The 26,740-nt window shown below is 65.0% G+C and carries 23 protein-coding genes, 1 tRNA gene and 1 pseudogene; 15 read left to right on the top strand and 10 right to left on the bottom strand.

Translation table 11 applies throughout. From position 1 onward, the window contains the following. Positions 1-44 precede the first annotated feature (44 nt). The 10 genes from rsmB (at position 45) to VG320_RS23845 (ending at position 9,523) form a co-directional block, all read left to right on the top strand. Positions 45-1,559 carry a 16S rRNA (cytosine(967)-C(5))-methyltransferase RsmB gene (gene rsmB, locus VG320_RS23890; RefSeq protein ID WP_327202531.1) on the top strand — a complete coding sequence of 505 codons (1,515 nt, stop codon included), beginning with the start codon at positions 45-47 and terminating at the stop codon, positions 1,557-1,559. Beyond that, entirely contained in the window at positions 1,556-2,146 is a 591-nt protein-coding gene (locus VG320_RS23885) for a DUF4390 domain-containing protein (protein WP_327202530.1), read from the top strand. The genes rsmB and VG320_RS23885 overlap by 4 nt, the downstream gene beginning before the upstream one ends. Continuing rightward, positions 2,136-4,589, top strand: a complete 2,454-nt coding sequence (locus tag VG320_RS23880) for a PAS domain-containing sensor histidine kinase (RefSeq protein ID WP_327202529.1) — start codon at positions 2,136-2,138, stop codon at positions 4,587-4,589. The genes VG320_RS23885 and VG320_RS23880 overlap by 11 nt, the downstream gene beginning before the upstream one ends. After that, positions 4,590-5,276, top strand: coding sequence for a response regulator transcription factor EsaR (gene esaR / locus VG320_RS23875; protein WP_327202528.1), 687 nt, complete (start codon positions 4,590-4,592; stop codon positions 5,274-5,276). A 108-nt stretch (positions 5,277-5,384) separates the two neighbouring features. Beyond that, a tRNA-Phe gene (locus VG320_RS23870) sits at positions 5,385-5,460 on the top strand. A 247-nt stretch (positions 5,461-5,707) separates the two neighbouring features. Beyond that, a complete protein-coding gene (gene queC / locus VG320_RS23865) occupies positions 5,708-6,442 on the top strand; it encodes a 7-cyano-7-deazaguanine synthase QueC (RefSeq protein ID WP_327202527.1) in 735 nt (244 codons plus the stop codon). A 239-nt stretch (positions 6,443-6,681) separates the two neighbouring features. Further along, on the top strand, positions 6,682-7,314 hold the full coding sequence (gene queE / locus VG320_RS23860; protein WP_327202526.1) for a 7-carboxy-7-deazaguanine synthase: 633 nt from the start codon (positions 6,682-6,684) through the stop codon (positions 7,312-7,314). 29 nt (positions 7,315-7,343) lie between these two features. Then, entirely contained in the window at positions 7,344-7,787 is a 444-nt protein-coding gene (queD, locus tag VG320_RS23855; protein WP_327202540.1) for a 6-carboxytetrahydropterin synthase QueD, read from the top strand. A gap of 234 nt (positions 7,788-8,021) precedes the next feature. Beyond that, positions 8,022-8,804 (top strand): HpcH/HpaI aldolase family protein, encoded by a 783-nt coding sequence (locus VG320_RS23850; RefSeq protein ID WP_327202525.1) that lies wholly within the window; start codon positions 8,022-8,024, stop codon positions 8,802-8,804. Continuing rightward, entirely contained in the window at positions 8,801-9,523 is a 723-nt protein-coding gene (locus VG320_RS23845; RefSeq protein WP_327202524.1) for a tetratricopeptide repeat protein, read from the top strand. Before VG320_RS23850 ends, VG320_RS23845 begins: the two co-directional genes overlap by 4 nt. 73 nt (positions 9,524-9,596) lie before the next feature. On the opposite strand, the gene rodA is transcribed toward VG320_RS23845, so the two are convergent. From rodA to VG320_RS23820, 5 genes are all read right to left on the bottom strand, one after another. Continuing rightward, positions 9,597-10,763, bottom strand: coding sequence for a rod shape-determining protein RodA (rodA, locus tag VG320_RS23840; protein ID WP_327202523.1), 1,167 nt, complete (start codon positions 10,761-10,763; stop codon positions 9,597-9,599). A 9-nt stretch (positions 10,764-10,772) separates the two neighbouring features. After that, positions 10,773-13,175, bottom strand: coding sequence for a penicillin-binding protein 2 (gene mrdA, locus VG320_RS23835; RefSeq protein ID WP_327202522.1), 2,403 nt, complete (start codon positions 13,173-13,175; stop codon positions 10,773-10,775). A gap of 103 nt (positions 13,176-13,278) precedes the next feature. Then, the gene (gene mreD / locus VG320_RS23830) at positions 13,279-13,791 is read right to left on the bottom strand and encodes a rod shape-determining protein MreD (protein WP_327202521.1); all 513 of its coding nucleotides are present in this window, start codon (positions 13,789-13,791) and stop codon (positions 13,279-13,281) included. Beyond that, positions 13,791-14,870 (bottom strand): rod shape-determining protein MreC, encoded by a 1,080-nt coding sequence (gene mreC, locus VG320_RS23825; protein WP_327202520.1) that lies wholly within the window; start codon positions 14,868-14,870, stop codon positions 13,791-13,793. The genes mreD and mreC overlap by 1 nt, the downstream gene beginning before the upstream one ends. 232 nt (positions 14,871-15,102) lie before the next feature. Then, the gene (locus tag VG320_RS23820) at positions 15,103-16,146 is read right to left on the bottom strand and encodes a rod shape-determining protein (RefSeq protein ID WP_004189550.1); all 1,044 of its coding nucleotides are present in this window, start codon (positions 16,144-16,146) and stop codon (positions 15,103-15,105) included. 382 nt (positions 16,147-16,528) lie between these two features. Here VG320_RS23820 and gatC point away from each other — a divergent pair, with 382 nt between their 5' ends. The 5 genes from gatC to VG320_RS23795 all read left to right on the top strand — a co-directional run bounded on the left by gatC (position 16,529) and on the right by VG320_RS23795 (position 21,751). Then, complete coding sequence (gatC, locus tag VG320_RS23815) at positions 16,529-16,828, top strand: Asp-tRNA(Asn)/Glu-tRNA(Gln) amidotransferase subunit GatC (RefSeq protein WP_027815867.1); 300 nt, start codon at positions 16,529-16,531, stop codon at positions 16,826-16,828. A 168-nt stretch (positions 16,829-16,996) separates the two neighbouring features. Beyond that, the gene (gene gatA, locus VG320_RS23810; RefSeq protein ID WP_327202519.1) at positions 16,997-18,487 is read left to right on the top strand and encodes an Asp-tRNA(Asn)/Glu-tRNA(Gln) amidotransferase subunit GatA; all 1,491 of its coding nucleotides are present in this window, start codon (positions 16,997-16,999) and stop codon (positions 18,485-18,487) included. Positions 18,488-18,489: 2 nt separating this feature from the next. Beyond that, complete coding sequence (gene gatB / locus VG320_RS23805) at positions 18,490-19,965, top strand: Asp-tRNA(Asn)/Glu-tRNA(Gln) amidotransferase subunit GatB (protein ID WP_327202518.1); 1,476 nt, start codon at positions 18,490-18,492, stop codon at positions 19,963-19,965. Between the two features lie 120 nt (positions 19,966-20,085). Continuing rightward, the gene (locus VG320_RS23800; RefSeq protein WP_327202517.1) at positions 20,086-20,922 is read left to right on the top strand and encodes a polyphosphate kinase 2 family protein; all 837 of its coding nucleotides are present in this window, start codon (positions 20,086-20,088) and stop codon (positions 20,920-20,922) included. A 46-nt stretch (positions 20,923-20,968) separates the two neighbouring features. After that, entirely contained in the window at positions 20,969-21,751 is a 783-nt protein-coding gene (locus tag VG320_RS23795; RefSeq protein ID WP_327202516.1) for an exodeoxyribonuclease III, read from the top strand. A 28-nt stretch (positions 21,752-21,779) separates the two neighbouring features. On the opposite strand, the gene VG320_RS23790 is transcribed toward VG320_RS23795, so the two are convergent. The 5 genes and pseudogenes from VG320_RS23790 to VG320_RS23770 all read right to left on the bottom strand — a co-directional run. Further along, positions 21,780-22,856 carry a M48 family metallopeptidase gene (locus VG320_RS23790; RefSeq protein ID WP_327202515.1) on the bottom strand — a complete coding sequence of 359 codons (1,077 nt, stop codon included), beginning with the start codon at positions 22,854-22,856 and terminating at the stop codon, positions 21,780-21,782. 119 nt (positions 22,857-22,975) lie between these two features. Further along, entirely contained in the window at positions 22,976-24,409 is a 1,434-nt protein-coding gene (locus VG320_RS23785) for an AmpG family muropeptide MFS transporter (RefSeq protein WP_327202514.1), read from the bottom strand. Positions 24,410-24,476: 67 nt separating this feature from the next. Further along, on the bottom strand, positions 24,477-25,085 hold the full coding sequence (gene metW / locus VG320_RS23780; RefSeq protein ID WP_327202513.1) for a methionine biosynthesis protein MetW: 609 nt from the start codon (positions 25,083-25,085) through the stop codon (positions 24,477-24,479). Next, positions 25,082-26,227, bottom strand: coding sequence for a homoserine O-succinyltransferase MetX (metX, locus tag VG320_RS23775; protein ID WP_327202512.1), 1,146 nt, complete (start codon positions 26,225-26,227; stop codon positions 25,082-25,084). The genes metW and metX overlap by 4 nt, the downstream gene beginning before the upstream one ends. Before the next feature lie 247 nt (positions 26,228-26,474). Beyond that, positions 26,475-26,740 (bottom strand): annotated as a pseudogene (locus VG320_RS23770) (nucleoid occlusion factor SlmA); the annotation flags it as partial.

Here is a 26,740-nt window from a genome sequence, read left to right as displayed (position 1 = left end):
TGCTCCATTCGCCGCGCCACGGCGCGGCAAGCTTCCGGCTCTCCATGACATCCAGTTCCTCCCGCCGCCCGTCCGGTCCGGCTCGCGCTAATAAGCCAGCTTCGCGACCAGGCTCGCGGCCTGCTTCGCGGCCCGTTTCGCGTCCGGCCGCCGCGCAACCGGCCCTGCATCTGGCCCCCGACTCGCTCGCCTTTGCGCTGGACGAGGCAGCGCGCGCCGTCGGCGCAGTGCGCGCAGGGGCGGCACTGCCGGCAGCGCTGTCGAGCGCCTTTGCCGCATTGCCGTCCGAATTCGCACAGACCGCGCGCGGCGCGGTGCAGGACATCGCCTATCGCACGATGCGGCGCCTCGGCATCGTGGACTATCTGATCAAGCAGCGCGTGAGCAAGGCGCCCCCGCCGCCCGTGCTGAACCTGCTCGCGTGTGCATTGGCGCTGCTCGTCGATGATGAGGCGCACGCCGCCTACACGCCCTTCACCGTGGTCGATCAGGCCGTGCGCTCGATTGGCGCGCGCCGCGAAGTGGCGTTTGCTAAGGGGCTCGTCAACGCCGTGCTGCGAGGCTTCCTGCGCGAGCGCGAGAGCGCGCTTGCCGACGCGCAGAACAACGAAGTCGCGCGCTGGAATTATCCGCAATGGTGGATCGACGCGGTCCGCCGCGCGTGGCCCGACCGGTGGCAGGCAATTCTCGAGACGGGCAACACGCACGGTCCGCTCACGCTGCGCGTGAACGCTAGCCGCACGAACGCCGCCGACTATCTCCAGCGCCTCGCCGCAGAGAACATCGCGGCGACGCAGATCGGCGAATACGCGGTGCGCCTTGCCGCGCCGCTGCCGGTCGAGCGCATTCCGGGCTTCATGGCGGGCGACGTTTCCGTGCAGGACGCGGGCGCGCAACTGGCTGCGCCGGCGCTCGACGTGCGCGACGGCATGCGCGTGCTCGACGCGTGCGCGGCGCCCGGTGGCAAGAGCGGCCATCTGCTCGAACTCGCCGATATCGATCTGATCGCGCTGGAAAGCGACGCCGCGCGTGCGAAGCGCATCGGCGAGAACCTGGCGCGTCTGGGTTTCGCGCAGAGCGACGAAGAACACGATGAAGGCGTCGAAGGCCGCAGCGCACGCGTAGTAATTGGCGATGCGGGCGTGCCCGATACGTGGTTCGAGGGCGAGCCTTTCGACCGCATTCTTGCGGACGTGCCGTGTTCCGCTTCGGGCATCGTGCGCCGTCATCCGGATATCCGCTGGCTGCGCCGCGCAAGCGACATCGGCGCGCTCGCGCAGGAACAGCGCCGCATCGTCGATGCGCTGTGGGGACTGCTCAAGCCGGGCGGCGAGTTGCTCTACGTGACCTGCTCGATCTTCCCCGAGGAAGGCGAGGATCAGGTGCGCTGGTTTGAAAGCACCCACGCGGATGCGGTACGATTGGACGCTCCGGGGCAACTGCTGCCTGCCGGGCGTGATGCCGAAGCTGATACAAGCGCTGAAACCCACGCCTGCCCCGTTCCCGATCGCACCGCAGATCACGACGGCTTCTTCTACGCGCGCTTTCAGAAACGGTGACCATCAAACGCTTCTTCCCGCTGCGCTTCGCGGCTCTGATCTGGCTCGCGCTGGCCTTCGGCTTTATCGCCGCCACGCCTGCGCGCGCCGATTCGATCTCGGTGCAGCGCGCGTCGCTGCAGGCCGACGGCACCGGCTGGAGCCTCGACGCCCGCTTCGATTTCGAGCTCAACAGCAGCCTGGAAGACGCGGTCAACAAAGGCATTCCGCTCTACTTCACCACCGACTTCGAACTCACGCGCCCGCGCTGGTACTGGTTCGACGAACAGCCCGTGAGCGTCTCGCAAAGCATCCGTCTGTCGTTCCAGCCGCTTACGCGCGAGTACCGTGTGTCGAGCGGCGGGCTGCAGCTCGGCTTTTCGACGCTCTCGGAAGCGCTTGCCGTCATCAAGCACGTGACCTCGTGGCACGTCATCGAGCGCAATCAGGTGCATACGGGCGAGACGTATAACGCTTCGGTGCGCATGCAGCTCGACGTGGCGCTCATGCCCAAGCCTTTCCAGATCGACGCGGTCAACAACCGCGACTGGAATCTTTCTTCCGACTGGAAGCGCTTTGGATTTACGGTGACCGATCGTGCTAAATAAAGTGCGCCACGCCACCGGAGGCAGCTTCAGCAGCTTTGTCGTCAGGCTGCTGGTGTCGACCGTTGCGCTCACCGCGACGCTGCTGCTCGTGCTGCTCGCCGCCGCGAGCGCCAATACCGAATTCTTCGACCGCTATTACGGCTGGCTCTACGCGGCCAATATCGGCGTGGCGATCATCTTCCTGTCCGTGGTGACGGCGCTCGTGATCGTGATCGCGGTGCGCCTGCGGCGCGGCAAGTTCGGCACGCGATTACTCGCCAAGCTCGCGTTTTTCTTCGCGCTGGTGGGCGTGGTGCCGGGCGGCATCATCTACATCGTCTCGTACCAGTTCGTGTCGCGCTCGATCGAATCGTGGTTCGACGTGAACGTGGAAACCGCGCTCACGGCGGGTCTGAATCTCGGGCGCGGCATGCTCGACGCGTCGTTGTCCGATCTGCAGACCAAGGGCCGACTGATGGCCGAGCAGATCGCCAATGGCGACTCGGCGGGCACGACGCTTACGCTTTTGCGCGCGCGCGACCAGTTCGGCGTGCAGGATGCAACCATCGTCGAGCCGGTGCGCAGTATGTCGGGCGCCGCGCCCGATATGCACGTGGTCGCGCAGGCGTCGAGCAACTTCTCGTCGCTGATGCCGGCCGATCTGCCCACCTCGCTGATGATCGATCAGGCGCGCGGACGTGGCTACGCGGCGATCGAAGGCGAAGTCGATGGCGATCCTCGCCTGCATGGTCCGAAGGGCGCCTTGCGGCTGCGCGTGGTGACGCGCATCCCCGACGGCAACACCACGGATCTCCAGCCCGTCGAGCGCTTCCTGCAACTGGAGCAGCCCGTGCCCGCCGCGCTCGCGCGCAACGCGGACGCCGTGCAGCGCGCCTATCGCGAGTACCAGGAAAAGGCCCTGGGCCGCACGGGCCTGCGCAAGATGTACATCGGCACGCTCACGCTGGCGCTGTTCCTCGCGACCTTCGTGGCGATGATGCTGGCGCTGGCGCTGGGCAACCAGCTGGCGCGGCCGCTATTCCTGCTCGCGCAGGGCACCAAGGAAGTGACCGAGGGCGACTACACGCCCAAGCGCGAAATCAAGTCCCGCGACGAACTGGGCTTTCTCACGCAGTCCTTCAACGCGATGACGCGCCAGCTTTCCGAAGCGCGCCTCGCGGTCGAGAAAAACCGCGTCGCGCTTGAACATTCGAAGGCGTATCTCGAAAGCATCCTCGCCAATCTCACGGCGGGCGTGTTCGTGTTCGACCGGCAGTTCCGCCTGACCACGGCGAACCCCGGCGCGGAACGCATCTTCCGTCATCCGTTCGAGTCGCAACTGGGCTTGCCGATCGATCACGTCAGCGCGCTCGGCGAATTCGCGGCGATGGTGCGCAAGGCCTTCGCCGATCAGGAAGCGTCGCGCAGCCATGGTGAAGGCCACGACGTGGATCGCGGCCACTGGCAGCAGCAGTTCTCGGTGCCGATTGCGGGCGAAGCCGATCCGCTCACGCTGCTCGTGCGCGGCGCGCGCCTCGTCTCCGACACCGGCCGCGACGCGGGCGACATGCAGACTTCGGGCTATGTGGTGGTGTTCGACGATATCTCGGACGTGATTTCGGCGCAGCGGTCGGTGGCGTGGGGCGAAGTCGCGCGGCGTCTTGCGCACGAGATCAAGAATCCGCTCACGCCGATCCAGCTCTCCGCCGAGCGTCTGCAGATGAAGCTCACCGATAAACTCGCGCCCGCCGACGCCGAAGTCCTCAAGCGCGGTGCGACCACCATCGTCAATCAGGTCGCGGCGATGAAGCAGATGGTGGACAACTTCCGCGACTACGCGCGCACGCCGCCGGCGGTGCTCGCAAGCCTGCAGCTGAACGATCTGGTGAGCGAAGTGCTCACGCTCTACGGCGCCGAAGAGCACAAGAGCACGATCCAGGTCGAGCTGTCGAATCTGCCCGTGATACGCGGCGACGCCACGCAATTGCGCCAGGTGATCCACAACCTGCTGCAGAACGCGCAGGACGCGGTGGCCGATATCGCCACGCCTCGTGTGACGCTGGAGACGCGGGCCGTAGAATACGGCGATCCGGATGCGGATGGGCGCACGCGCGTGGCGGTGCGGCTCACGGTGTCGGACAACGGGCCGGGATTCCCCGCGCGGATTCTCACGCGCGCGTTTGAACCCTATGTGACGACCAAGGCCAAAGGAACAGGACTCGGGCTTGCGATGGTCAAGAAGATCGTCGACGAGCACGGCGCGCGCATCGACATTCGCAATCGCATGAAAGCGGGCGATGTGATAGAAGGCGCGCAGATCTCGATTCTCTTTCTCCAGCTGGCGGATGACACCATCCCGGACAGCGCCCCGCATGCCGCGACGAGCGGCAGATCGGGCGACGGCCGGGTGCGCGCGGCGGGAGAGCAAGGAACAAAAGCAACAGTGCAGACAAGGGCAGCGTAAATGGCAACCATCCTGGTGGTAGACGATGAAATGGGCATCCGGGAATTGCTCTCGGAGATCCTCAGCGACGAAGGACACGTTGTGGAGCTTGCGGAAGACGCGCAGCAGGCGCGCGAATTCCGTCAGCGCCAGGTGCCGGACCTGGTGCTGCTCGATATCTGGATGCCGGATACCGATGGCGTCACGCTGCTCAAGGAGTGGGCGGCGCAAGGCCAGCTATCGATGCCGGTCATCATGATGTCGGGGCACGCGACCATCGACACGGCGGTCGAGGCGACCAAGATCGGCGCGCTCAACTTCCTCGAAAAGCCGATCGCGCTGCAGAAGCTGCTCAAGGCCGTCGAGCAGGGTCTCGCGCGCGGCACGGCGGCGCAGGCGCCGGCTGCGGGCGCGCCCGGCGCCAAACCCGCGGCGGGCGGTCCGGCCGTGGTGGCCTCGGCGGCGGCGCTGCCGGTGCTGGGCGGCGACTCGCCGGGCGTGAGCGCGGCGCAAACGGCGTCGATCTCGTTCGACATTCCGTTGCGCGACGCCCGCGACGCGTTCGAGCGCGCTTACTTCGAGTACCACCTCGCGCGCGAGAACGGCAGCATGACGCGCGTGGCCGAAAAGACCGGCCTGGAGCGCACGCACCTGTATCGCAAGCTCAAGCAGCTCGGCGTCGATCTCGGCAAGAGCAAGGGCGAGTGAGGCGGCTGCACGGCGTGACGTGCAAATCATGCAGCCCTTTTTCGCGGAAGTTTTGAGAAAAGGGCTTGCGCAACCCGAAAAAGGCTTATATAATTTGCCTTCTTCGTTGGCCCGGTAGCTCAGTTGGTAGAGCAGCGGATTGAAAATCCGCGTGTCGTTGGTTCGATTCCGACCCAGGCCACCAGAATGCAGAGCCCCAGGAGATCGTTAGATTCCTGGGGCTTTTTCATTGGCGGGCCCCGTTTCATGCGGGTCTGCCGGTCGAGGCGATAGAAGGCATCCGGATATCAGCGGTATAAAGTGGCGCCGATATCGGCCAAAGTGCCGCGGCCTATACTGCTTGGGCCGGCCGGCAACATGCCCGGGCCGGTCCGCCCGGCGGGTTTCGAAGGCTTGCGACCGCGCGGAACCTCTCAACTCGGAGTTTCACGGTGACTCGAACAGAAACCAGAAACGGCGCGCTCGTGCTGTTTTCCGGCGGCCAGGACTCGGCGACGTGCCTCGCCTGGGCGCTCGACCGATACGATACCGTCGAGACGCTCGGCTTCGATTACGGCCAGCGCCATCGCGTCGAACTGGAATGCCGTGACGGCTTTCGCGCCGCCATCGCGCGCGAGTTCCCGGCATGGGCCGAACGACTCGGCGACGATCACATGATCGACCTGTCGGTGCTCGGCTCGATCAGCGATACCGCCATGACGCGCGAAATCGAGATCGAAACGGCCGCAAGTGGCCTGCCGAATACCTTCGTGCCGGGCCGCAACCTGATGTTCATGCAGATCGCCGCAGCCATTGCCTACCGGCGCGGTCTGCGCATACTGGTGGGCGGCATGTGCGAGACCGACTTCTCGGGCTATCCCGACTGCCGCGACGACACCATGAAGGCGCTGCAGGTTGCGCTCAACCTGGGCATGGACACGCGTTTCGTGCTGGAAACGCCGCTCATGTGGCTCGACAAGGGCGACACGTGGCGACTCGCCGAGCAACTCGGCGGCGAGGCGCTGGTCGAACTGGTGCGCGTGGAAACGCATACCTGCTACGTGGGCGAGCGCGCCGAGCTGAACCAATGGGGCTTCGGCTGCGGCGAATGCCCGGCCTGCAAGCTGCGCAAGCGCGGCTACGAAGCGTATCTGGCAGGCGAGCAAGTCACGGAAGCGCCGGTCTGAAGGCGCTCAGCTCCCGGTAACGCCGGGACTGACGCAGGCAGCAAAGCAAAAAACGAAGCGGCGCACGGGCAGCGCCCTTCGTGAACATCGCGACGAAAAATGCGGCCATCAAGCAAAGCCGCCGCAAACACGACACAATAACGCCCGCAAGAACCGGCTCCCCACGAGCTTCTCACTCGACGCCTTGCGATTCGCGGCACACGTGCTGGATCGCGAGCAGGCAGAAACCAGGCAGCAGCATGACTTACGCGGTAAAGGAAATCTTCTACACGTTGCAGGGCGAAGGCGCGAATGCCGGGCGTCCGGCCGTGTTCTGCCGGTTCGCCGGCTGCAATCTGTGGTCGGGCCGCGAGGAAGACCGCGAAAGCGCGCAGTGCCGCTTCTGCGACACCGATTTCGTCGGCACCGATGGCGAAAACGGCGGCAAATTCCGCACGCCCGAGGAACTGGTCGCGAAGATCGCCTCGCTCTGGCCCGAAGGCGAAGCTAACCGCTTCGTGGTCTGCACGGGCGGCGAGCCGATGCTGCAGATCGACCAGCCTTTCGTCGATACGCTGCACGCGGCGGGCTTTGAGATTGCCATTGAAACCAACGGTTCGCTGCCGGTGCTGGAAACCATCGACTGGATCTGCGTGAGCCCGAAGGCCGACGCGCCGCTGGTGGTGACCAAAGGCAACGAACTCAAGGTCGTGGTGCCGCAGGACAACCAGCGTCTGGCCGATTACGCGAAGCTCGACTTCGAGTATTTTCTGGTCCAGCCGATGGACGGTCCCTCGCGCGACCTGAACACGAAGCTCGCCATCGACTGGTGCAAGCGCCATCCGCAATGGCGCCTGTCGATGCAGACGCACAAGTACCTGAACATTCCCTGATTTTGCCTTTTTCCGCTGAAGCAGCCGTGCTGACGATCACCCGAAAACTCGAATTCGATGCGGGCCACCGCATTCCCGACCACCGCAGCCAGTGCAGGAACCTGCACGGCCATCGCTATGTGCTCGAAATCACGCTGCAAGGCGACACCGTCGAGACGGAAGGCGCGCCCGACCGCGGCATGGTGATGGATTTCGCCGACGTGAAGGCGCTGGCGAACCAGCATCTCGTCGATCTGTGGGATCACGCATTCCTCGTCTTCGAAGGCGACAGCCAGGTGCGCGGCTTCCTTGAAACGCTGCCGGGCCACAAGACCGTCGTGATCGACCGCATTCCGACCGTGGAAAATCTCGCGGCGATCGCCTTCGAGATCCTCGCCAACGTCTACGACGCGCACTACGGCGTGAATCTGCAGCTGCACAAGGTGCGCCTGTACGAAACGCCGAACTGCTGGGCCGAAGTCATCCGCGACTGACGCCGGGGCGTTTGCCCTGCATTGCCCTTCTCGAAGCGCCACGCAAGGCCGGGTTTTCCACCCGGCCTGCGTACTTTTGGCGCGGTATGATCGCTCTCGCAAGCCCCGTCACCACTGACGCGGCCCACATACAACGACGCATAACGAAAGCGAGACATGCCGGTGCGAGGCGCTGCCGGGCCGCGCGGCCCGTGCGTGACGCGCGCGTTGCGCAGCCTCGCCGGGAGCACGGCGATGAGCACCTTTACCAATCCCCTCAAGGAACGCCTTCAACTGGCCGAGCCCTTGTTCGGCCTGTGGCTGTCGATGGGCAGCGAAACGGCCGCCGAGGCGCTGGCGCACGCCGGTTTCGACTGGCTCTTGATCGACATGGAGCATGCGCCCAACGATAGCGGCGACGTCTTCGCACAACTGCGCGCCATCGCGGCGGCGCATCTGCCGACCGAGCCCGTCGTGCGCGTGCCGGCCAACGAGTCGTGGCTCGTCAAGCGCGTGCTGGACGCGGGCGTGCGCACGGTGATGTTTCCCAACGTGGCATCCGCCGAGGAAGCCGCCCGCGTGGTGAGCACCACCCAATATCCCGATGCGAAGACGCCGGGCGGCCAGCGCGGTGTCGCGGGCGCGGTGCGCGCCGCCGCTTACGGCATGCGGCGCGACTACCTGCAGGGCGCCAATGCGCAGATCGCTTCGATCGTGCAGATCGAATCGGCGGCGGCGCTGGCCGAAGTCGAAAAGATCGCTGCGGTGCCAGGCGTCGATTGCCTGTTCGTCGGCCCGGCCGATCTGGCCGCGAGTCTCGGCCATCTGGGCGACGCGAAGCACCCCGACGTGATGGCGGCGATGACGCGCATCGTCGCGGCGGCGCGCGCAGCGGGCGTGGCGGCGGGGATCTTCGCAATGGATGCAGCGCAGGCGAAGCAGTATCGCGAAATGGGCTTTTCCTTCATTGCGCTGGCTGCCGACGTGGTCTGGCTCGTGCGCGCCACACGTCAGGCGCTGCAGGAGGCACGGGCATGAAGCGTTTGAAAGCAGTGCACACGTTGGCCATTGCGTCGACGCTGGCGGGCATCAGCGTGGTAAGCGGCGTGGCGAATGCGGCGGGCACGGGCGGCCAGCCATCGGTGAGCGCGGAGTCCGATCCGCTGACGGCCAGCGCCGTCGCCGACTACAACGCGGGCAATCTCACGGTCGCGCGCACGGAGTTCCAGGGCGCCGCGGCACACGGCAACCGTCTCGCGGAATTCAACTACGCGATGATGCTGCTCAACGGCGAGGGCGGCGCGGCGGACGTGAGCGAGGGCCGCAAGTGGCTGCGCAAGGCCGCCGATGCCAACATGTCCCACGCGCAATACGTGTACGGCAAGATGTACGACGATGGCGATTTCGTCGACCGCGATCCCGCCGAAGCGCATCAGTGGTTCCTCAAGGCCGCGAAGCAGGGCCATGTGCAGGCCGAACTGGCGCTGGCGAACCAGTTCCTCGACGGACGCGGCATCGGGCGCGACAACAAGCAGGCGTTCTACTGGTACAAGAAGGCCGCCGAGGGCGGCGACATGACCGCGCAATACGTGACTGGCTCGTTCTACGAGCGCGGCGGCGACGGCGTGCCGAAGAACCTCAATGTCGCGCGCGCCTACTACGCGGCGGCGGCCGCGCAGGGCGATCCGGTTGCGCGCCTCAAATTCCAGCAGTTGAGCGCGCAACTGCAGAAGAACGCACCGGCGCAGCCTCAGTAAGTCCTCCGCCCCAAACGAGAACGCGCCGGTCGAAACCGGCGCGTTTTGTTTTTTCAGCGTGTCCTGGAAGCAATCAGCTCTGCATGAGCCGCTTCTGCCGCCCGACGCTCATGATCAGGCCGATGGCGATGCCTAGCGTCGTCAGCGCCGTGCCGCCATAACTCATGAAGGGCAGCGGCACGCCCACCACGGGCAGAATCCCGCTCACCATGCCGATGTTCACGAACGCGTAGGTGAAGAACGCCATCGTCAGCGACCCGGCCAGTAATCGCCCAAACAGTGTCGCGCCGTTGGCCGCGATATACAGCCCGCGCGCGATCAGACACATATAGAGCGTGAGCAGCACGATGCCGCCCACCATGCCGAATTCCTCCGAAAACACCGCGAAGATGAAGTCGGTGTGTTTCTCGGGGATGAACTCCAGATGCGACTGCGTACCCTTGAGCCAGCCCTTGCCGAGCGGGCCGCCCGAGCCGATCGCGATCACCGCCTGGATCGTGTGGAAGCCCTTGCCGAGCGGATCGGAAGTCGGATCGAGCAGCGTGCAGATACGGTGCTTCTGATAGTCGTGCATGAGCGGCCAGTTCACCTGCGGCTGGCAGATCTTGTCCTGGAACGCGGCGATCGACGCCACGGCGATGATGCCCGCGATCAGCACCGGCACGATCAGCTTGAACGACAGGCCCGCGAAATAGATCACGAAAAAGCCCGAAGCGAACACCAGCACGGCGGTGCCCAGGTCCGGCTGCTTGGCGATCAGGCCGACCGGCACCAGCAGGATCACGAAGCCGACGAGAAAGTCGTACCAGCGCATCACGCCTTCGCGGCGCTGGTAGTACCACGCCAGCATGAGCGGCGTGGCGATCTTGAGAATCTCGGAAGGCTGGATGACGACGCCCACATTGATCCACCGCTTCGCGCCCTTGCGCGTAAGCCCGAAGGCCGCGACCGCAATCAGTAACGCGATGCCGAAGGAGTAGATCGGCACCGCGAAGCGCATCAGCGTATTGGGCGGCACATTGGCGAGCGCCCACATCAGCACGAAGGTGAGCATGATGTTGCGCAACTGGTCCTCTACGCGGCCCGGCACGTCCAGGCTCGCGCTGTACAGCGTGACGATGCCCACGCACAGCAGCAGGAACACGGTCAGTGCGAGCGGGCGGTCGAAGCCGAGGAACATCTTGCGCAGCGCGTCGAGCACGGCGCGCTTGTCGATCTTGTCGAACTGTAGAAGAGGCATGGGAAGTCCTTACTCGTCGATGCCGCCCGTGGCGGGTTTGGGCGGCGGCGCGAGTGTGGCCGCGGCGGGTGCGCTGGCGGGCCGGCGCGGACGATGCGGGCCGAAATGGCGCGGCAAGGAGGCAGCGGCGGGGCGTTGCGCGGTGGCGTCGTCGGTTGCGCCGGTGCCGCCGTTCACTGCATCGGTGGGCGCTGCGGACGTCGTTGCGGCTTTGGCGTTCGAAGCGGCGCTTGCTCCGGATGCACCCGACGCCGCCTGCGCAGCGGAAGCCGCAGCCGCCGCCGAAGCGGCCTCGGCGGCAGATGCCGCGCCCGGAATCGGCAGCGGCGTGAAACCGGCGGCGACCTTGACCGCCTGTGTAACCGGCGCGCCGCCTTCGGACGCAGCCGAAGCCGCGGACGCCGCGGAGCCTGGCACGGCTGCCGACGCGCCCTGTGGCGGCTGGCCAATCACGGGCGCCGAAGCATCCTGCGTCGCCGATGCCGCCGCCGCTACGGCGGCCTGCTCGGCGCCCGGCTTCAGGCGATCGACGAGGTAATAGTCGAGCACGCGGCGCGCGATCGGGCCGGCGGACTGCGCACCCCAACCGCCGTTTTCAACGATCAGCGCGATGGCGATCTGCGGCTTCTCGACCGGCGCGAACGCGATGAACAGCGCGTGGTCGCGCAGATGTTCGGCGACCGCGTGCGCCTGGTACTTCGCGCCCTGCAGCGAGTACACCTGCGCCGTCCCGGTCTTGCCCGCCGACGTGTAGGCCGCGTTCTGGAAGATCTTGAAGGCCGTGCCCGACGGATTCATCGTCACGTTTTCCATGCCGCGCTTCACCACGTCGATATCGGCCTGCTTCACGTCGAGGCGGCCGCTTTCGCTTGGCACGGTCAGATGCTCTTCCTTCGTGATCGGATTTTCGATTTCCTTCACGAGGTGAGGCTTCATGAGCACGCCGTTATCGGCGAGCGTGGCGGTGGCGTGCGCGAGCTGCAGGATCGTGAACGAGTTGTAGCCCTGACCAATGCCCAGACTCACCGTCTCGCCTTCGTACCACTTCTGCTGCTCGGGCTTGCGGTACGCCTTGCGCTTCCATTCGGTCGAGGGCAGGATGCCGCGCGCCTCGCCCGAGATGTCGATGCCGGTCAACTGGCCGAAGCCCAGCGGCTTCATGAAGTTGGCGATGTTGTCCACGCCCAGGTCGTGCGCGAGCATGAAGAAGTAGGTGTCGTTGGACACCATGATCGCGCGGTTCATGTCGACCCAGCCCTGGCCCGAGCGCACGTCGTTGTTGAAGCGGTGACCGCCGAACATGTAGTAGCCGGGGTCCGAGAAGCCCCACTGCGGCGTGCGTTTGTGCAGCGTGAGCGCGGCCAGCGCCATGAACGGCTTGTAGGTCGAGCCCGGCGGATAGGTGCCGTGCAGCGGACGATTGAGCAGCGGGTGATCGGGCGAGTTGTTGAGCTCGTCCCAGGTCTGCTGGTCGATGCCGTCGACGAAGGAATTCGGATCGAAGCTGGGCGCGGAAACAAACGCCAGAATGTCGCCCGTGGAAGGCTCGATCGCCACCAGCGCGCCGCGCTTGCCCGCGAACGCCTGCTCCGCCACCTGCTGCAGGCCGATATCGATCGACAGCACGAGGTTGTTGCCAGGCGTGGCCTGGGTGCGCGAGAGCGTGCGCACGGGACGGCCGCCCGCCGTCACTTCCACTTCCTCGAAGCCGGTCAGGCCGTGCAGCTCGGTTTCGTAACTTTGCTCGACGCCGATCTTGCCGATGTAGTCGGTGCCGTTGTAGTTGTTGGCGTCCAGACGCGGATCGTAGTGCTCGGGATCGTTGTCGTTCTGGTCGCTGGCGTCGTCGATACGTTCCTGGTCGCGCTGCGAAATCCGGCCGATATAGCCGATCACGTGCGCAGCCGTCGGCCCGAGCGGGTACTGGCGGAACAGGCGCGCGCGGACCTCAACGCCGGGGAAACGGAAGCGCTGCGCCGTGAAGCGCGCGACTTCGTCGTCGCTCAGGCGCGTGCGGATCGGCAGGCTCTCGAAGTTCTTGGAATCTTCGAGCAGCTTCTTGAAGCGGCGGCGGTCGCGCGCATCGATCGGGATCACGGTCGAGAGCTGGTCGATCGTGTTGTCGAGCGTATCGGTGAGCTTCGAGGGCGTGATTTCCAGCGTGTACGCGGAGTAATTCTTCGCCAGCACGACGCCGTTGCGGTCGGTGATGATGCCGCGGTTCGGCACGATCGGCGCGACGGAAATGCGGTTTTCGTCGGCTTGCAGCGAGTACTTGCTGTGGTTCCAGACCTGCAGATAGAGGAAGCGGAACGCGATCAGCCCGAAGCAGACGAACACGAACAGTCCCGCCGCGGCGACGCGCAGGCGGTACTTCGTGAGCTGCTGCTGGGTGTCCTTGAATTCGGTCATGCGCTCAAACGCCGAGGCCCGCGCCTCGCGCAAGCGCTGCGGCGGGCCGGTAAGAAGAGGAGATCATCGGTGCGACCTTCGACGGCGAGCGGCGCGCGGCCGCTCAGATGGGCCGCGTATCGTCGGGATCGACGGGGCGGCGCTGCGGCAGCAGCAGCAACAGGCTGGTGACCGGCCACAGCACGGCTTCCACGAAGCCGCTGATCAGATAGCCCCAACCGGGGAAGGATGCGCCCATCAGGAGTCGGATCACGAAGGGCACGACCTGCGCGCCCACGAGCATCGGCATGACGGCAAACATCTGCACGCCGAGCGACATCCACAGCACGCGGCGGTGAATGGTGATCGCGCCGAACGACAGCAGCGTGTAGGCGAGCGCGTGCTCGCCGAGCAGGTTGGCGTTATGCACGTCCATCAGCAGGCCGAGGCAGAACGAGATGCCCATACCCACCTTGCGCGGCTGATGGATGTTCCAGAACAGCAGCACGAGCGCGACAAAGTCGGGCACGCCCGGCAGCTTGCCCCACGGCAGCAGGTTCAGCAGGAACGCCGCAGCCAGGCTGAACGCGATGAAGTACGGGTTGACCGGCTGGAGAATGTATTGCGGACGCGCCATCAGTGGGCCCCTTGTGCGGCGGGCGCTTTAGCGGGTGCCTTGGCGGGTTCTTTCGCCGGTTCCTTCGCCGGTTCTTTGGCGGGTGCGGCTTGCGGCTTCGCAGCGGCGGGCGCCGGCGCGGCGGCCTTCGATTTGTCGTCGGCTTTCTTGTCCGCGCCCTTGGCGGCCTTTTTCTTCGCGTCCTTGGCTTCGGCGGCAGCGGCCGCTGCGGCGGCTTCCGCAGCCTCGACCGGATTCGGCGGCACCTGGCGCACGAAATGCAGCACCAGCACCTGACGCGCGCCGCGCACGGCCGCAAGCGGCGCGCAGATCACGCGCGCAAAGGCGGTGTCGGCTTGCTTGTCGACGCGGATCACCTTAGCCACCGGCAAGCCTTGCGGATACACCCCGTCGAGGCCGCTGGTCACGAGTTCGTCGCCAGTCTGCAAATCGGCGCTGATCGGCACGAAGCGCAGATCGAGCAGATCGCCCTTGGCGGTGCCGTAGATCACGCTGCGCAGACCCGTACGCACGACTTCGACCGGTACGGCCTGGTCTTTGTCGGTGACGAGCGTCACTTCGGACTGCATCGGGAACACACGTGTGACCTGGCCGATTACGCCGTCTTCGCTGAGCACGGGCGCACCGTTTTGCACGCCCTGCTGCGAACCGCCGCCGATCACGACCTTCTGCGTGAACGGATCGCGCGTGTCGTACTGGATTTCGGCGGGCGTGGTCGGCGCGCCGATGCGCTGCGAAAGTTGCAGCAGGGCACGCAGGTGGATGTTTTCGGCGGCGAGCGAGGCCGCCTGGTTGGCCTGCTGCGAAAGCTGGAGGTTGCGCGCGTGAAGCTGCTCATTGTCCTGGCGCAGCGACGCACTGGTGACGGCAAGATCGGCGGCGCCCATGAACAGGTCGCGCGGCACGAGCGCCGCGCGCTGCAGCGGATAGAGGCCAGCGCCGAGCACGCCGCGCACGACTTCCAGCGTCTTGAAGCGCGCGTCGGAGATCAGCAGTGCAATCGACAGCACGACGAAGAAGAGCAGCCGTGCGAGTGCCGAGGGGCCTTGCTTGAACAGAGGCGGCGGACTGTATTCCATGGTCTGCGCCGGGGGCGTATGCGGTTCGGTGAAACTAACGGTGAAACGTGAGGCGCACTGGCAGCGTCAGGGGAGAGATCCCGGGACACCGCGGGCACACCCCGCTGCGCGCGGCGGCATGCTTGCCGCCCCGACCTTCATTGCGCGTCGATAGTAGCGGATTTGCCGGGGGGCCGGCCGGTTCGATTGCAAAACCGCATCGACCGCGCCGCCCACACCCGCTGCAGTGCGCTTACTCGTACGAGAAGATGCTGCCGAGCTTGTCCATGCGCTCGAGCGCCATGCCCGAGCCGCGCACCACGCAGGTGAGCGGGTCTTCGGCGACCAGCACCGGCAGGCCGGTTTCTTCGGCGAGCAGGCGGTCGAGGTCGCGCAGCAGCGCGCCGCCGCCCGTGAGCATCATGCCGCGTTCGGCGATGTCGGCGCCCAGTTCCGGCGGCGTTTGTTCCAGCGCGATCTTCACCGACGAGACGATCTGGTTCAGCGGGTCGGTGAGCGCTTCGAGGATTTCGTTGCTCGAAATCGTGAAGCTGCGCGGAATGCCTTCCGACAGGTTGCGGCCCTTGACTTCCATTTCCTTGACTTCGGAACCCGGGAAGGCCGAACCGATTTCCTTCTTGATGGCTTCGGCGGTTTGTTCGCCGATCAGCATGCCGTAGTTGCGGCGGATGTAGTTGACGATAGCTTCGTCGAACTTGTCGCCGCCCACGCGCACCGAGCCCTTGTACACGATGCCGCCCAGCGAGATCACGCCGACTTCGGTCGTGCCGCCGCCAATGTCGACGACCATCGAGCCGGTAGCTTCCGACACCGGCAGGCCGGCGCCGATTGCAGCGGCCATCGGCTCTTCGATCAGGTAGACCTGCGAAGCGCCCGCGCCGTGCGCGGCTTCCTTGATCGCGCGGCGCTCGACCTGGGTCGAACCGCAGGGCACGCAGATGATGATGCGCGGCGACGGCGAGAACATGCGCGATTCGTGTGCAGTCTTGATGAACTGCTTGATCATCTGTTCCGTGACGGTGAAGTCGGCGATCACGCCGTCTTTCATCGGGCGGATGGCTTCGATGTTGCCCGGCACCTTGCCAAGCATCTGCTTGGCTTCCTTGCCGACTGCCTGAATCGTTTTCTTGCCGTTCGGGCCGCCTTCCTGGCGGATGGACACAACCGACGGCTCGTCAAGGACGATGCCCTTGCCGCGCATGTAGATCAGCGTGTTGGCGGTACCGAGGTCGATCGCGAGATCGTTGGAGAAGTAGCTACGCAGAAAACCGAACATTCAAAAATCCTGTCTCGCTTGTGGCCGACCTACGAGACGAGCGGGTCACGGGCGGCAGCGGAAAAAATAACAGCCTCAGGACGGGCGGAAAGCGCCGCCGCGAGGAGCCTGAAACTGCGGGAATGGTTACCGGAGGCGGCCCCGCTGCGCGCCAACTGAGCGCAAATTGCTGCGTTCAGGGATGAAAGGCAGACGCAAGGCGGTCCGGGTTTGAGTCGAACGCGTAATGATACCTTATAATTTTGCCTGTTTTGCAGGATCCGAAAGCCAGTTTTTGACCTCGTCGAAGCTTTCTTCCACACTCGGATCCGGCGCGATAAACCGCTGTTGCAGCACCGTTTTTTTCGGACTGCTTCAGCTTCAAAATTTTTCCGGTGAACGCATGGCCCTGACCCTGACCGATGTGAAGCGCATCGCGCATCTCGCGCGCCTCGAACTGGCCGACGCCGAGGCCGGCAATACGCTCGAACGCCTGAATAATTTCTTCGGGCTGGTCGAGCAGATGCAGGCCGTGGACACCACGGGCATTGCGCCTCTCGCGCATCCGATCGAACAGATCGAAGACGTCGCGCTGCGACTGCGTGAAGACGCGGTAACCGAAACCGTGGATCGCGACGCCTTCCAGCGCCCCGCACCCGCGGTACAGGACGGACTTTACCTTGTTCCGCGCGTGATTGAATAAAGAGACGCGCATTTAGCGGTGTTTTCGAAGAAGTTCGAGTCTTCTGAGCTTAACTCCCGAAAACGCCGCCACCCCGAATTGGCGGGGCGCAGCCCGCGCGTGCGCGAGGCGCTCCCGGGCGGTGCGGTCGTTGTGACCGCCCCGTTACGATCTTCCAGGAATCACGCAATGCATGACAAAAGTTTGACCGAACTGCGCGCCGCACTGGCCGCGAAGGCGTGCTCCGCAGTCGAACTGGCCCAGCATTTTCTCGGCCGGATTGACGCGCATCAAGACCTGAACGCCTTCGTCGACGTCAATCCCGAATTGACGCTCGCCCAGGCGAAGGCCGCCGACGCGCTGCTGCACACGGGCCACGCGGGCCCGCTCGCCGGCATTCCGCTCGCGCACAAGGACGTGTTCGTCACGCGCGGCTGGCGCTCGACGGCAGGCTCGAAAATGCTTGCAAACTACGTCAGCCCGTTCGACGCCACCGTGGTGCAGCGCCTCGAGCACGCCGGCATGGTGACGCTTGGCAAGACCAATATGGACGAATTCGCGATGGGCTCGTCCAACGAGAACTCGCACTTCGGCGCCGTGAAGAACCCGTGGGACACCAAGGCCGTGCCGGGTGGCTCGTCGGGCGGGTCGGCTGCGGCCGTGGCCGCGCGCCTTGCGCCTGCCGCAACCGGCACCGACACGGGCGGCTCGATCCGTCAGCCGGCGTCGTTTTCGGGCATCACCGGCATCAAGCCGACCTACGGCCGCGTGTCGCGCTACGGCATGATCGCGTTCGCCTCGTCGCTCGACCAGGGCGGCCCGATGGCGCAAAGCGCCGCCGACTGCGCGCTGCTGCTCAACGCCATGGCCGGTTTCGACGAGCGTGATTCCACCAGCCTGCAACGCGAAAACGAAGACTACACGCGCCACCTCGGCCAGCAGTGGACGCCGGACGCGTCCGCCGACAAGCCGCTCGCGGGTCTGCGCATCGGCCTGCCGAAGGAGTACTTCGGCGCGGGTCTGGCCGACGACGTGCGCGCGAGCATCGACGCCGCGCTCAAGACCTACGAGTCGCTCGGCGCCACGCTCGTGGAAGTCACGCTGCCCAAGACCGAACTGTCGATTCCCGTGTATTACGTGATCGCGCCGGCGGAAGCCTCGTCGAACCTGTCGCGTTTCGACGGCGTGCGTTTCGGCCATCGCGCAGCGCAGTACGGCGATCTGCTCGACATGTACAAGAAGTCGCGCGCGGAAGGCTTCGGCCCCGAAGTGAAGCGCCGTATTCTGGTGGGCACCTACGTGCTTTCGCACGGCTACTACGACGCGTACTACCTGCAGGCGCAAAAGATCCGACGCATCATTGCGCAGGACTTCCAGGAAGCGTTCAAGCAGTGCGACGTCATCATGGGGCCGGTGGCGCCCAGCGTGGCGTGGGACATCGGCGCGAAGGGCGACGATCCCCTGCAGATGTACCTCGCGGACATCTACACGCTGTCGACCAGCCTCGCGGGCCTGCCCGGCATGAGCGTGCCGTGCGGCTTCGGCGCGGGCGCGAACGCGCAACGTCCGGTCGGTCTGCAGATCGTCGGCAACTATTTCAACGAGGCCCGCATGCTGCAGGTCGCCGACGCTTTCCAGCGCGCGACCGACTGGCATCGCAAAGCGCCGGCAGGGGTGTGAACATGGCAACACAATGGGAAGTCGTCATCGGTCTTGAAACGCACGCGCAGCTGTCGACGGCGTCGAAGATCTTCTCGGGCGCATCGACGCAGTTCGGCGCGGCCCCCAACACGCAGGCCTGTCCCGTCGATCTCGCGCTGCCGGGCGTGCTGCCGGTGATGAACCGCGGCGCCGTGGAGCGCGCGATCCAGTTCGGTCTGGCGATCGGCTCGACCATCGCGCCGCGCAGCATCTTCGCGCGCAAGAACTACTTCTACCCGGATCTGCCGAAGGGCTATCAGATCAGCCAGTACGAGATTCCAGTCGTGCAGGGCGGTCAGATCACCATCCAGGTGCCCGCCAACGAAAAGGCCGGCAAGGAAGCGTACGAAAAGACCGTCAATCTCACGCGCGCCCACCTGGAAGAAGACGCGGGCAAGTCGCTGCACGAAGACTTCGCGGGCATGACGGGCATCGACCTGAACCGCGCCGGCACGCCGCTGCTCGAAATCGTTACGGAACCTGAAATGCGCAGCGCGGCGGAAGCCGTGGCCTACGCGAAGTCGCTGCACACGCTGGTCGTGTGGCTCGGCATCTGCGACGGCAACATGCAGGAAGGCTCGTTCCGTTGCGACGCGAACGTCTCCGTGCGTCCGGTCGGGCAGAAGGAATTCGGCACGCGCGCCGAAATCAAGAACCTGAACTCGTTCCGCTTCCTCGAAGAAGCGATCCAGTACGAAGTGCGCCGCCAGATCGAGCTGATCGAGGACGGCGGCACGGTGGTGCAGGAAACGCGCCTCTACGATCCGGACAAGCGCGAAACGCGTTCGATGCGCAGCAAGGAAGACGCGCACGATTACCGCTATTTCCCCGACCCCGATCTGATGCCGCTCGTGATCGACGCGGCATGGGTCGAGCGCGTGAAGGGCGAAATGCCCGAGCTGCCCGCGACCATGCAAACGCGTTTCGTCGAGCAGTACGGCGTGACGCCGTACGACGCCAACGTGCTGACGTCGAGCAAGGCGATGGCGGCGTACTTCGAGGCCGTCGTCGCGAAGGCCGGTGCGGCGCAAGCCAAGGCCGCTGCGAACTGGCTGATGGGCGAAGTCTCGTCGCAACTGAACCGCGAAGGTCTGGATATCGGCGCGTCGCCGGTCTCGGCTGCGCAGTTCGCGCTGCTGCTCGCGCGTATCGCGGACGGCACGATCTCGAACAAGATCGCGAAGGAAATCTTCCAGGCGATGTGGGACGAGAAGGCGACCGACGAAGCCGCAGTGGACCGCATCATCGACGCCAAGGGTCTCAAGCAGATCTCGGATACCGGCGCGCTCGAAGCGATCATCGACGAGGTGCTCGCCGCGAACCCGAAGTCGGTCGAGGAATTCCGGGCGGGTAAGGAAAAAGCCTTCAACGCGCTGATCGGCCAGGCCATGAAGGCCACCAAGGGCAAGGCGAACCCGCAGCAGGTCAACGAACTGCTGAAAAAGAAGCTGGGCTGATAGGCTGTTGAGCTGTCGGATTGTTGATCGGCCAGGCTGGCGAGGCGGCGTCGCGCGAGAGTGTGCGGCGCCGCCTCGCCGCTTCAGGCGGCCGGATTCACTTCATGGAGCGCATTAGCGATGGCGAAGTCCCCGAGTCTCGACGATTTCCGCGTGCCGTATTTCGGCGATAAAAAGGCTGAGAAGTTTTCTCCCGAAGCGATCGATCCGTCCGCGAAGCCCTTTTCCACGGGCAGCAAGGACAGCGACCGCGCGCGTCTTGCCGAAATCGGCGAGAAGCTCGACGTGCTGCAGGAACGCCTGCACGCGCAGCGTCATCAGCGCGTGTTGCTGGTGTTGCAGGGCATGGATACGAGCGGCAAGGACGGCACCATTCGCGGCGTGTTCCATGAAGTCGATCCGCTTGGCCTGCGCATCGTGCCGTTTCGCGCGCCCACGCCGATCGAGGCTGCGCACGATTTTCTCTGGCGCGTGCATATGCAGGTGCCAGGCGCGGGCGAGCTGGCGATCTTCAACCGCAGCCACTATGAAGACGTGCTGGTGCCGCGCGTGATGGAACAGATCGACGCAGCCGAATGCGAGCGCCGCTACGCGCAGATTCGCGACTTCGAGCGCATGCTCGCCGAAAACGGCACGACCATCATCAAGTGCTGGCTGCACATCTCGAAGGACGAGCAGCGCAGCCGCATCCAGGCCCGCATCGACGATCCTTCCAAACACTGGAAATTCGATCTCTCCGATCTCGAGGCGCGCAAGCACTGGGATGCGTATCAGGCGGCATACCGCGATGCGCTCGCGGCCACGTCCACCGAACATGCACCCTGGTACGTGATTCCCGCCGATTCCAAGACGCATCGCAACGTGATGGTCGCCGAGCTGCTGCTGCGCCTGATGGAAAGTCTGAAGCTCGAATATCCGCCGGCCAAGCCCGAACTCGAAGGCATGAAGATCGAGTAAGACTCGACGCACTGCCCGACACTGAAACCTGATAAGGACTGAAAAAATGCTGCGTGTGATCACCGCGAACCTCAATGGCATCCGCTCCGCGGCGAAGAAGGGCTTCTTCGAATGGTTCGGCGAACAGAACGCCGACGTGCTCTGCGTGCAGGAAATCAAGTGCTCGCAGGACGACATGACGCCCGAATTCCTCGCGCCGCACGACTTCAAGGGCTATTTCCAGCACGCCGTGAAGAAGGGCTACAGCGGTGCGGGCGTCTACTCGCGCCGCGAACCGGATGAGGTCATCATCGGCTTCGGCAGCGAGGAGTTCGACGCCGAAGGGCGTTATGTGGAACTGCGCTTTGGCGATCTGTCGGTGATCTCGGTGTACGTGCCGTCGGGTTCGAGCGGCGATGAACGCCAGCAGGCCAAGTACCGCTTCATGGACGTGTTCATGCCGCACCTGGCCGAACTCAGGCGCGAGCGCGAAGTGATCGTGTGCGGCGACGTGAACATCGTCCACAAGGAAATCGACATCAAGAACTGGAAGGGCAACCAGAAGAACTCCGGCTGCCTGCCCGAAGAGCGCGCGTGGCTTACGCAACTGTTCGACGAGGTGGGTTATGTCGATGTGTTCCGCACGCTCGATCCGCGTCCCGAGCAGTACACCTGGTGGAGCAATCGCGGCCAGGCGTATGCGAAGAACGTGGGGTGGCGTATCGATTACCAGATCGCTACGCCCGGCGTCGCCGCGACGGCGAAGCGCACGGACGTGTTCCGCGATATCAAGTTCAGCGACCACGCGCCGCTGACGGTCGATTACGACTGGAAGGTCAAGAAGCGCTGATCTTCGCCGCGCGCCCTGACGTCGCGATTCAGGGCGCGGCCACCAGCTTGTGCCGCTGCACCGCCGCAATGCCCTGATAGTCGGGCAAGGTATTGAGCGGCTTGCCGATGGCCTTCGCGTAAAGCGGCATCATGTCCGCGAGACGCTTGGCAATATCCGCGCGCCGCGCCGGCGTGTACGGATGCACGTAGATAAAGCCCTGATCGCGGTCGGCCTTGGTGGCCACCGCGAGCTTGTCCCACAGCGTGAGCGCGGCGCGCGGATCGAAACCCGCACGCGCGGCGATGTCGCTGCCGATCACGTCGGCTTCGGTTTCATCGGCGCGGCCATAATGCATTTCCACCAGGCGCGAGCCGATACCCAGCGGGAACACGCCCAGATCGGCCAGGCCGAATAGCTGCGGCACCACACCCGATTCGATCTGCGCGGCCTGTTGCTCGCCCAGGCGTTCGCGCACGTGCTCGCGCACCGCATGCGCGATCTCATGGCCGAGCAGCATGCCCAGTTCGTTGTCGTTGAGCTTCACGCGATCGAGCAGGCCGCCGTAAACCACGATCTTGCCGCCCGGCAGGCAGTACATGCGGATATCGGGCGAGCGGATCACCGCCACTTCCCACTTCCAGTTCTTCACGCGATCGCTCCATTTGAGCGAATAAGGCGCGAGCCGGTCTACGAACTGGCGCACTCGCTGCGCGTGCGGATCGCTGTCCGGATAAAGCAGCTTCGAATGCGCCGCGCCGCGCACGATCTCGTTGTATTCGGCGGCGGCCTGGGCTTCGAGCGTAGGCGAGGGAATCAGATTGCGGAACACGCCGATATTGCCGAAGCGCACCACGCGGCCGGTATTCGGGCCGCCGTTCTGCGTTGCGTTCGACGCATTGGATGCATTCGACGGATTCGCCAGATTCGAATTGAGCACCGTGGCACTACCCGGCAAGGTCAGATTCGAGGACGCATTCGCCGACGCCGCGCCTGCCGTTTCCGCAGCGCTGGAGAGTGCGGCGGGCGCCGGTGCGCCGGACGTCAAGGCGGTGGAGCTGGCCGAACCGGTTGGATTGGCGGCGGGGTTTTCAGCAGCCTGCGCGAAACCCGCGGTCAGCGTCAACGCCAGTGCACAGAGGGTCGTACGCAGGCGCTCGCGTTGTGGCCCCGCAGCGTGCGCGTTTATCCCTCCCGGACGGCGGCGCGTCGAAAGGGATACACAGGCGGCATGCTGAGGCGGGGTCACTTCCGGATTCTCCACGGGGCGATTCGAATGAGCAGGAGCATACCCGGTAGAGCGAGTAGCGTGCAGGCGACGAAGTAGTCGAACCAGCCGATTTTCGCGACCACGTAACCGCTGGCGGCGGACGCCAGCGTGCGCGGCACCGAGGCGAGACTCGTGAACAGCGCGAACTGCGTGGCCGTGTAGCGCGGGTCGGTCGTGCTGGCAATATAGGCCGTGAAAGCGGCGAGCGTGAGGCCGGTCGCGAAGGTCTCGAAGCCGTACACGAGCGCCAGCGCCACCGCGCGCGGATCGAGCGCGAGCTGCGCATTTGCGCCAAAGAAAGCAGCGATCTGCGAGACGCCGTGGCTCACCGTCACGACCGCGTCGTAGATCACCGCAAGTGAGGGCGAACCCGGTCCAAGCTGCGCCAGCCACGCGAAACCGAGCGTCGAGACCATCTGCAGGAGGCCGAAAATCCACAGGCCGCGCCCGATGCCGATCTTCACCAGTGCGATGCCGCCCAGAATGCCGCCCGCGAGACTCGCGCCGAACGCGGTCATCTTGGCGATCACGCCGATCTCGGTGCGCGAATAGCCGATATCGAGAAAGAACGACGTCGAAAGCGTGGTCGCCATCGTATCGCCGAGCTTGTACAGAAAGATGAACGCCAGCACGAACAGCGCAGCGGCCAGTCCATCGCGGTTCACGAATTCGGCGAAGGGCTGCACGATGGCTTCGCGCAGGTTCTTCGGCGGCGCGCCGTGCACTTCTGGCTCGCTCACCACGAGCGACATGAGCATGCCGGGAATCATGAACGCCGCCGTGACGACGAACACCGTGCTCCACGGCAGGTGATCCGAGAGAATCAGCGCGAGCGAGCCGGGCACCAGCGCCGCGATCTTGTAAGCGTTCACGTGGACCGCGTTGCCCAGGCCCTGTTCGGTGTCCTTGAGCAGTTCGCGCCGGTAGGCGTCGATCGAAATGTCCTGGCTCGCGCCGAAGAAGGCCACCAGCGCCGTGAGCGCCGCCACGGTCCAGATCGATTCTTTGGGCGAAACGAAGCCGAGCGCGGCGATCGCGCCGGCTACGAGAATCTGCGTGACCAGCATCCAGCCGCGCCGGCGGCCCGGCTTCCAGCCCGGCAGGCGCGGCACGTAGCGGTCCATCAGCGGCGCCCAGATGAATTTCCACGTGTAGGGAAACTGGATCAGCGCGAACAGGCCGATTTCCTTGAGATTGACGCCTTCGGAGCGCAGCCAGGCCTGCACCAGGTAGACCAGCGTGAAAAGCGGCAACCCAGAGGTGAAGCCGAGGAACACGCAGATCAGCATGTGCGTGTTCAGGTACGCGCGCCAGCCGGGATGTTCTACGTGTGCGTTGACGTCGTGCGTGCTGTGGGCGTCGGCGGCGGTGGCGTCTTGGTCAGCGGCCTCTTGGGGCGGTATCGGCATGTCGTCGGGTAGCGGCGGCGCGGTGAAACTGTTGGAGGCGGTGGAACGCGCGTCGCCGGTCCCGGCGTCAGCGTTTCTTCACGCGATAGACCGCAAGACTACCACGCCAGTTCACACCCCATCGAACGGTCTGGCCCCCATGGAGCACGGCGCGGTCGAGAATTTCGATGCCCACTTCGGGCGCGAGCGCCTCGAAATCCTTGACCGTGAGCACCCGCACGTTCGGCGTGTTGTGCCACTGGTAGGGCAGCGATTTCGACACCGGCATGCGCCCGCGCAGCACCGACAGCCGGTGCGGCCAGTAGCCGAAATTCGGGAACGACACGATGCATTCCTTGCCCACGCGCGCCGTCTCGCGCAGGATCGCGGCGGTCTGATGGATGGTCTGCAGCGTCTGCGAAAGAATGGCGAAATCGAAACTCGCATCTTCGAACAGGCGCAGACCGTCTTCCAGATTCTGCTGGATCACGTTGATGCCGTTTTTCGTCGAAGCGAGCACGCCCGCGTCGTTGATCTCGATGCCGTAGCCCGAGCACTCCAGCTCCTCGCCGAGCAGCGCGAGCAGCGAGCCGTCGCCGCAACCCAGGTCGAGCACGGTCGAGCGCGGCTCGATCCAGCGCGCGATGGTGCGAAAGTCGGGACGGGCGGAAAGACTGTCGAAAGCGCTCTGGTTCATGCGCCCACCTCAGCAGCAATACGTTCGTAATAGGCGCGCACGACGTTGTGATAGCGCGCGTCGTCGAGCAGGAAGGCGTCGTGGCCGTGCGGCGCGTCGATCTCCGCATAGGTGACCTGACGCTTGTGGTCGAGCAGCGCCTTCACCAGTTCGCGCGAGCGCGCGGGGGCGAAACGCCAGTCGGTTGCGAAGCTCGCCACCAGGTATTTCGCCTTGGTGTGCGCGAGCGCGCGCGTGAGATCGCCGTCGAAGTCCTTGGCGGGATCGAAGTAATCGAGCGCGCGCGTGATCAGCAGATAAGTATTGGCGTCGAAGTAATCGGCGAACTTGTCGCCCTGATAGCGCAGATACGACTCCACTTCGAATTCCACGTCGAAGTTGAAGTTGTACGCGTCTTCGGCGCCTTCCGCGCGGCGCAGCGCACGGCCGAATTTTTCGGCCATGTCGTCGTCGGACAGATAGGTGATGTGGCCGATCATGCGCGCCACGCGCAGGCCGCGCCGGGGCTTCACGTTGTGCGCGTAATAGTCGCCGCCGTGGAAGTCCGGGTCCGAAAGAATCGACGAACGCGCCACTTCGTTAAACGCAATGTTCTGCGCCGAGAGCTTGGGCGTGGAGGCGACCACGATGCAATGGCCCAGGCGCTCCGGATAGCGCAGGCTCCATGCCAGCGCCTGCATGCCGCCGAGGCTGCCGCCCATCACCGCCGCGAATTTTTCGATGCCGAAGCGATCCGCCACGCGCGCCTGGGCGTCCACCCAGTCTTCCACCGTCACGACCGGAAACTTCGCGCCCCACGGCTTGCCGGTGGCGGGATTGATGCTCATCGGGCCGGTCGAGCCGAAGCACGAGCCCAGATTGTTCACGCCGATCACGAAGAAACGGTTGGTGTCGAGCGGCTTGCCCGGACCCACCATGTTGTCCCACCAGCCGACGTCTTTGGGGTTGTCCGCGTAGACGCCCGCGACGTGGTGCGAGGCGTTGAGCGCGTGACAGACGAGCACCGCGTTGCTGCGCGCGGCATTGAGCGTGCCGTAGGTTTCGACCACGAGGTCGTACCCGGCCAGCGCCGTGCCGTTCTGCAGTTGCAGGGGCTCGTCGAAATGCAGTGTTTGAGGAGCGACGATGCCGATCGATTCCATTCGTTCCGCCTGTGTTTTTCGGGCGGCTAAACGGTGTCGGCGAGCGCGGAGTACGAGAGGATTGGCGCGGCTGACGACCTCTTTAGCCGCATTTATATCGAACTCCGCCAGACCCATGTCCAGGGAATTCACGCGCCCGCAATCGAGTCAGCAAATCGGCGCGTGGGGATTGCAAATGTATTGCAAAAGGAACGCAGAGTATATCGGAAAAAGTGCAAAGGAGCCTGGCGCGGGGGCCAGGGCCCGGTTACAGCAGGATCACGCGGATCTGCTCTTCGGCGTGTTCGCCCGGCGAGCGCGTGAAGCCGCTTTGCGCGTAGCGATGCCAGCAGCCGATCACGTAACGCACCACCAGATTCGCGCGCACGGCAGGATCGTAAGCACCCGCTGCAGGCGCGCCCGCGCCGCTTTCGCGGTCTTCCGCGAGTCCCACGCGCAGGCACTGGCGCAGCGACGCCTCGATGCGGTCGAGCATCTGGTTGACGCGCTCGGCCAGGCGTTCGTGCTCGCCCA

This window comes from Paraburkholderia sp. (genome assembly GCF_035948235.1).
Lineage (GTDB): Bacteria > Pseudomonadota > Gammaproteobacteria > Burkholderiales > Burkholderiaceae > Paraburkholderia.
The sequence above is the reverse complement of the archived record's forward strand: the minus strand, read 5'-3'. Positions and strand labels throughout refer to the sequence as shown.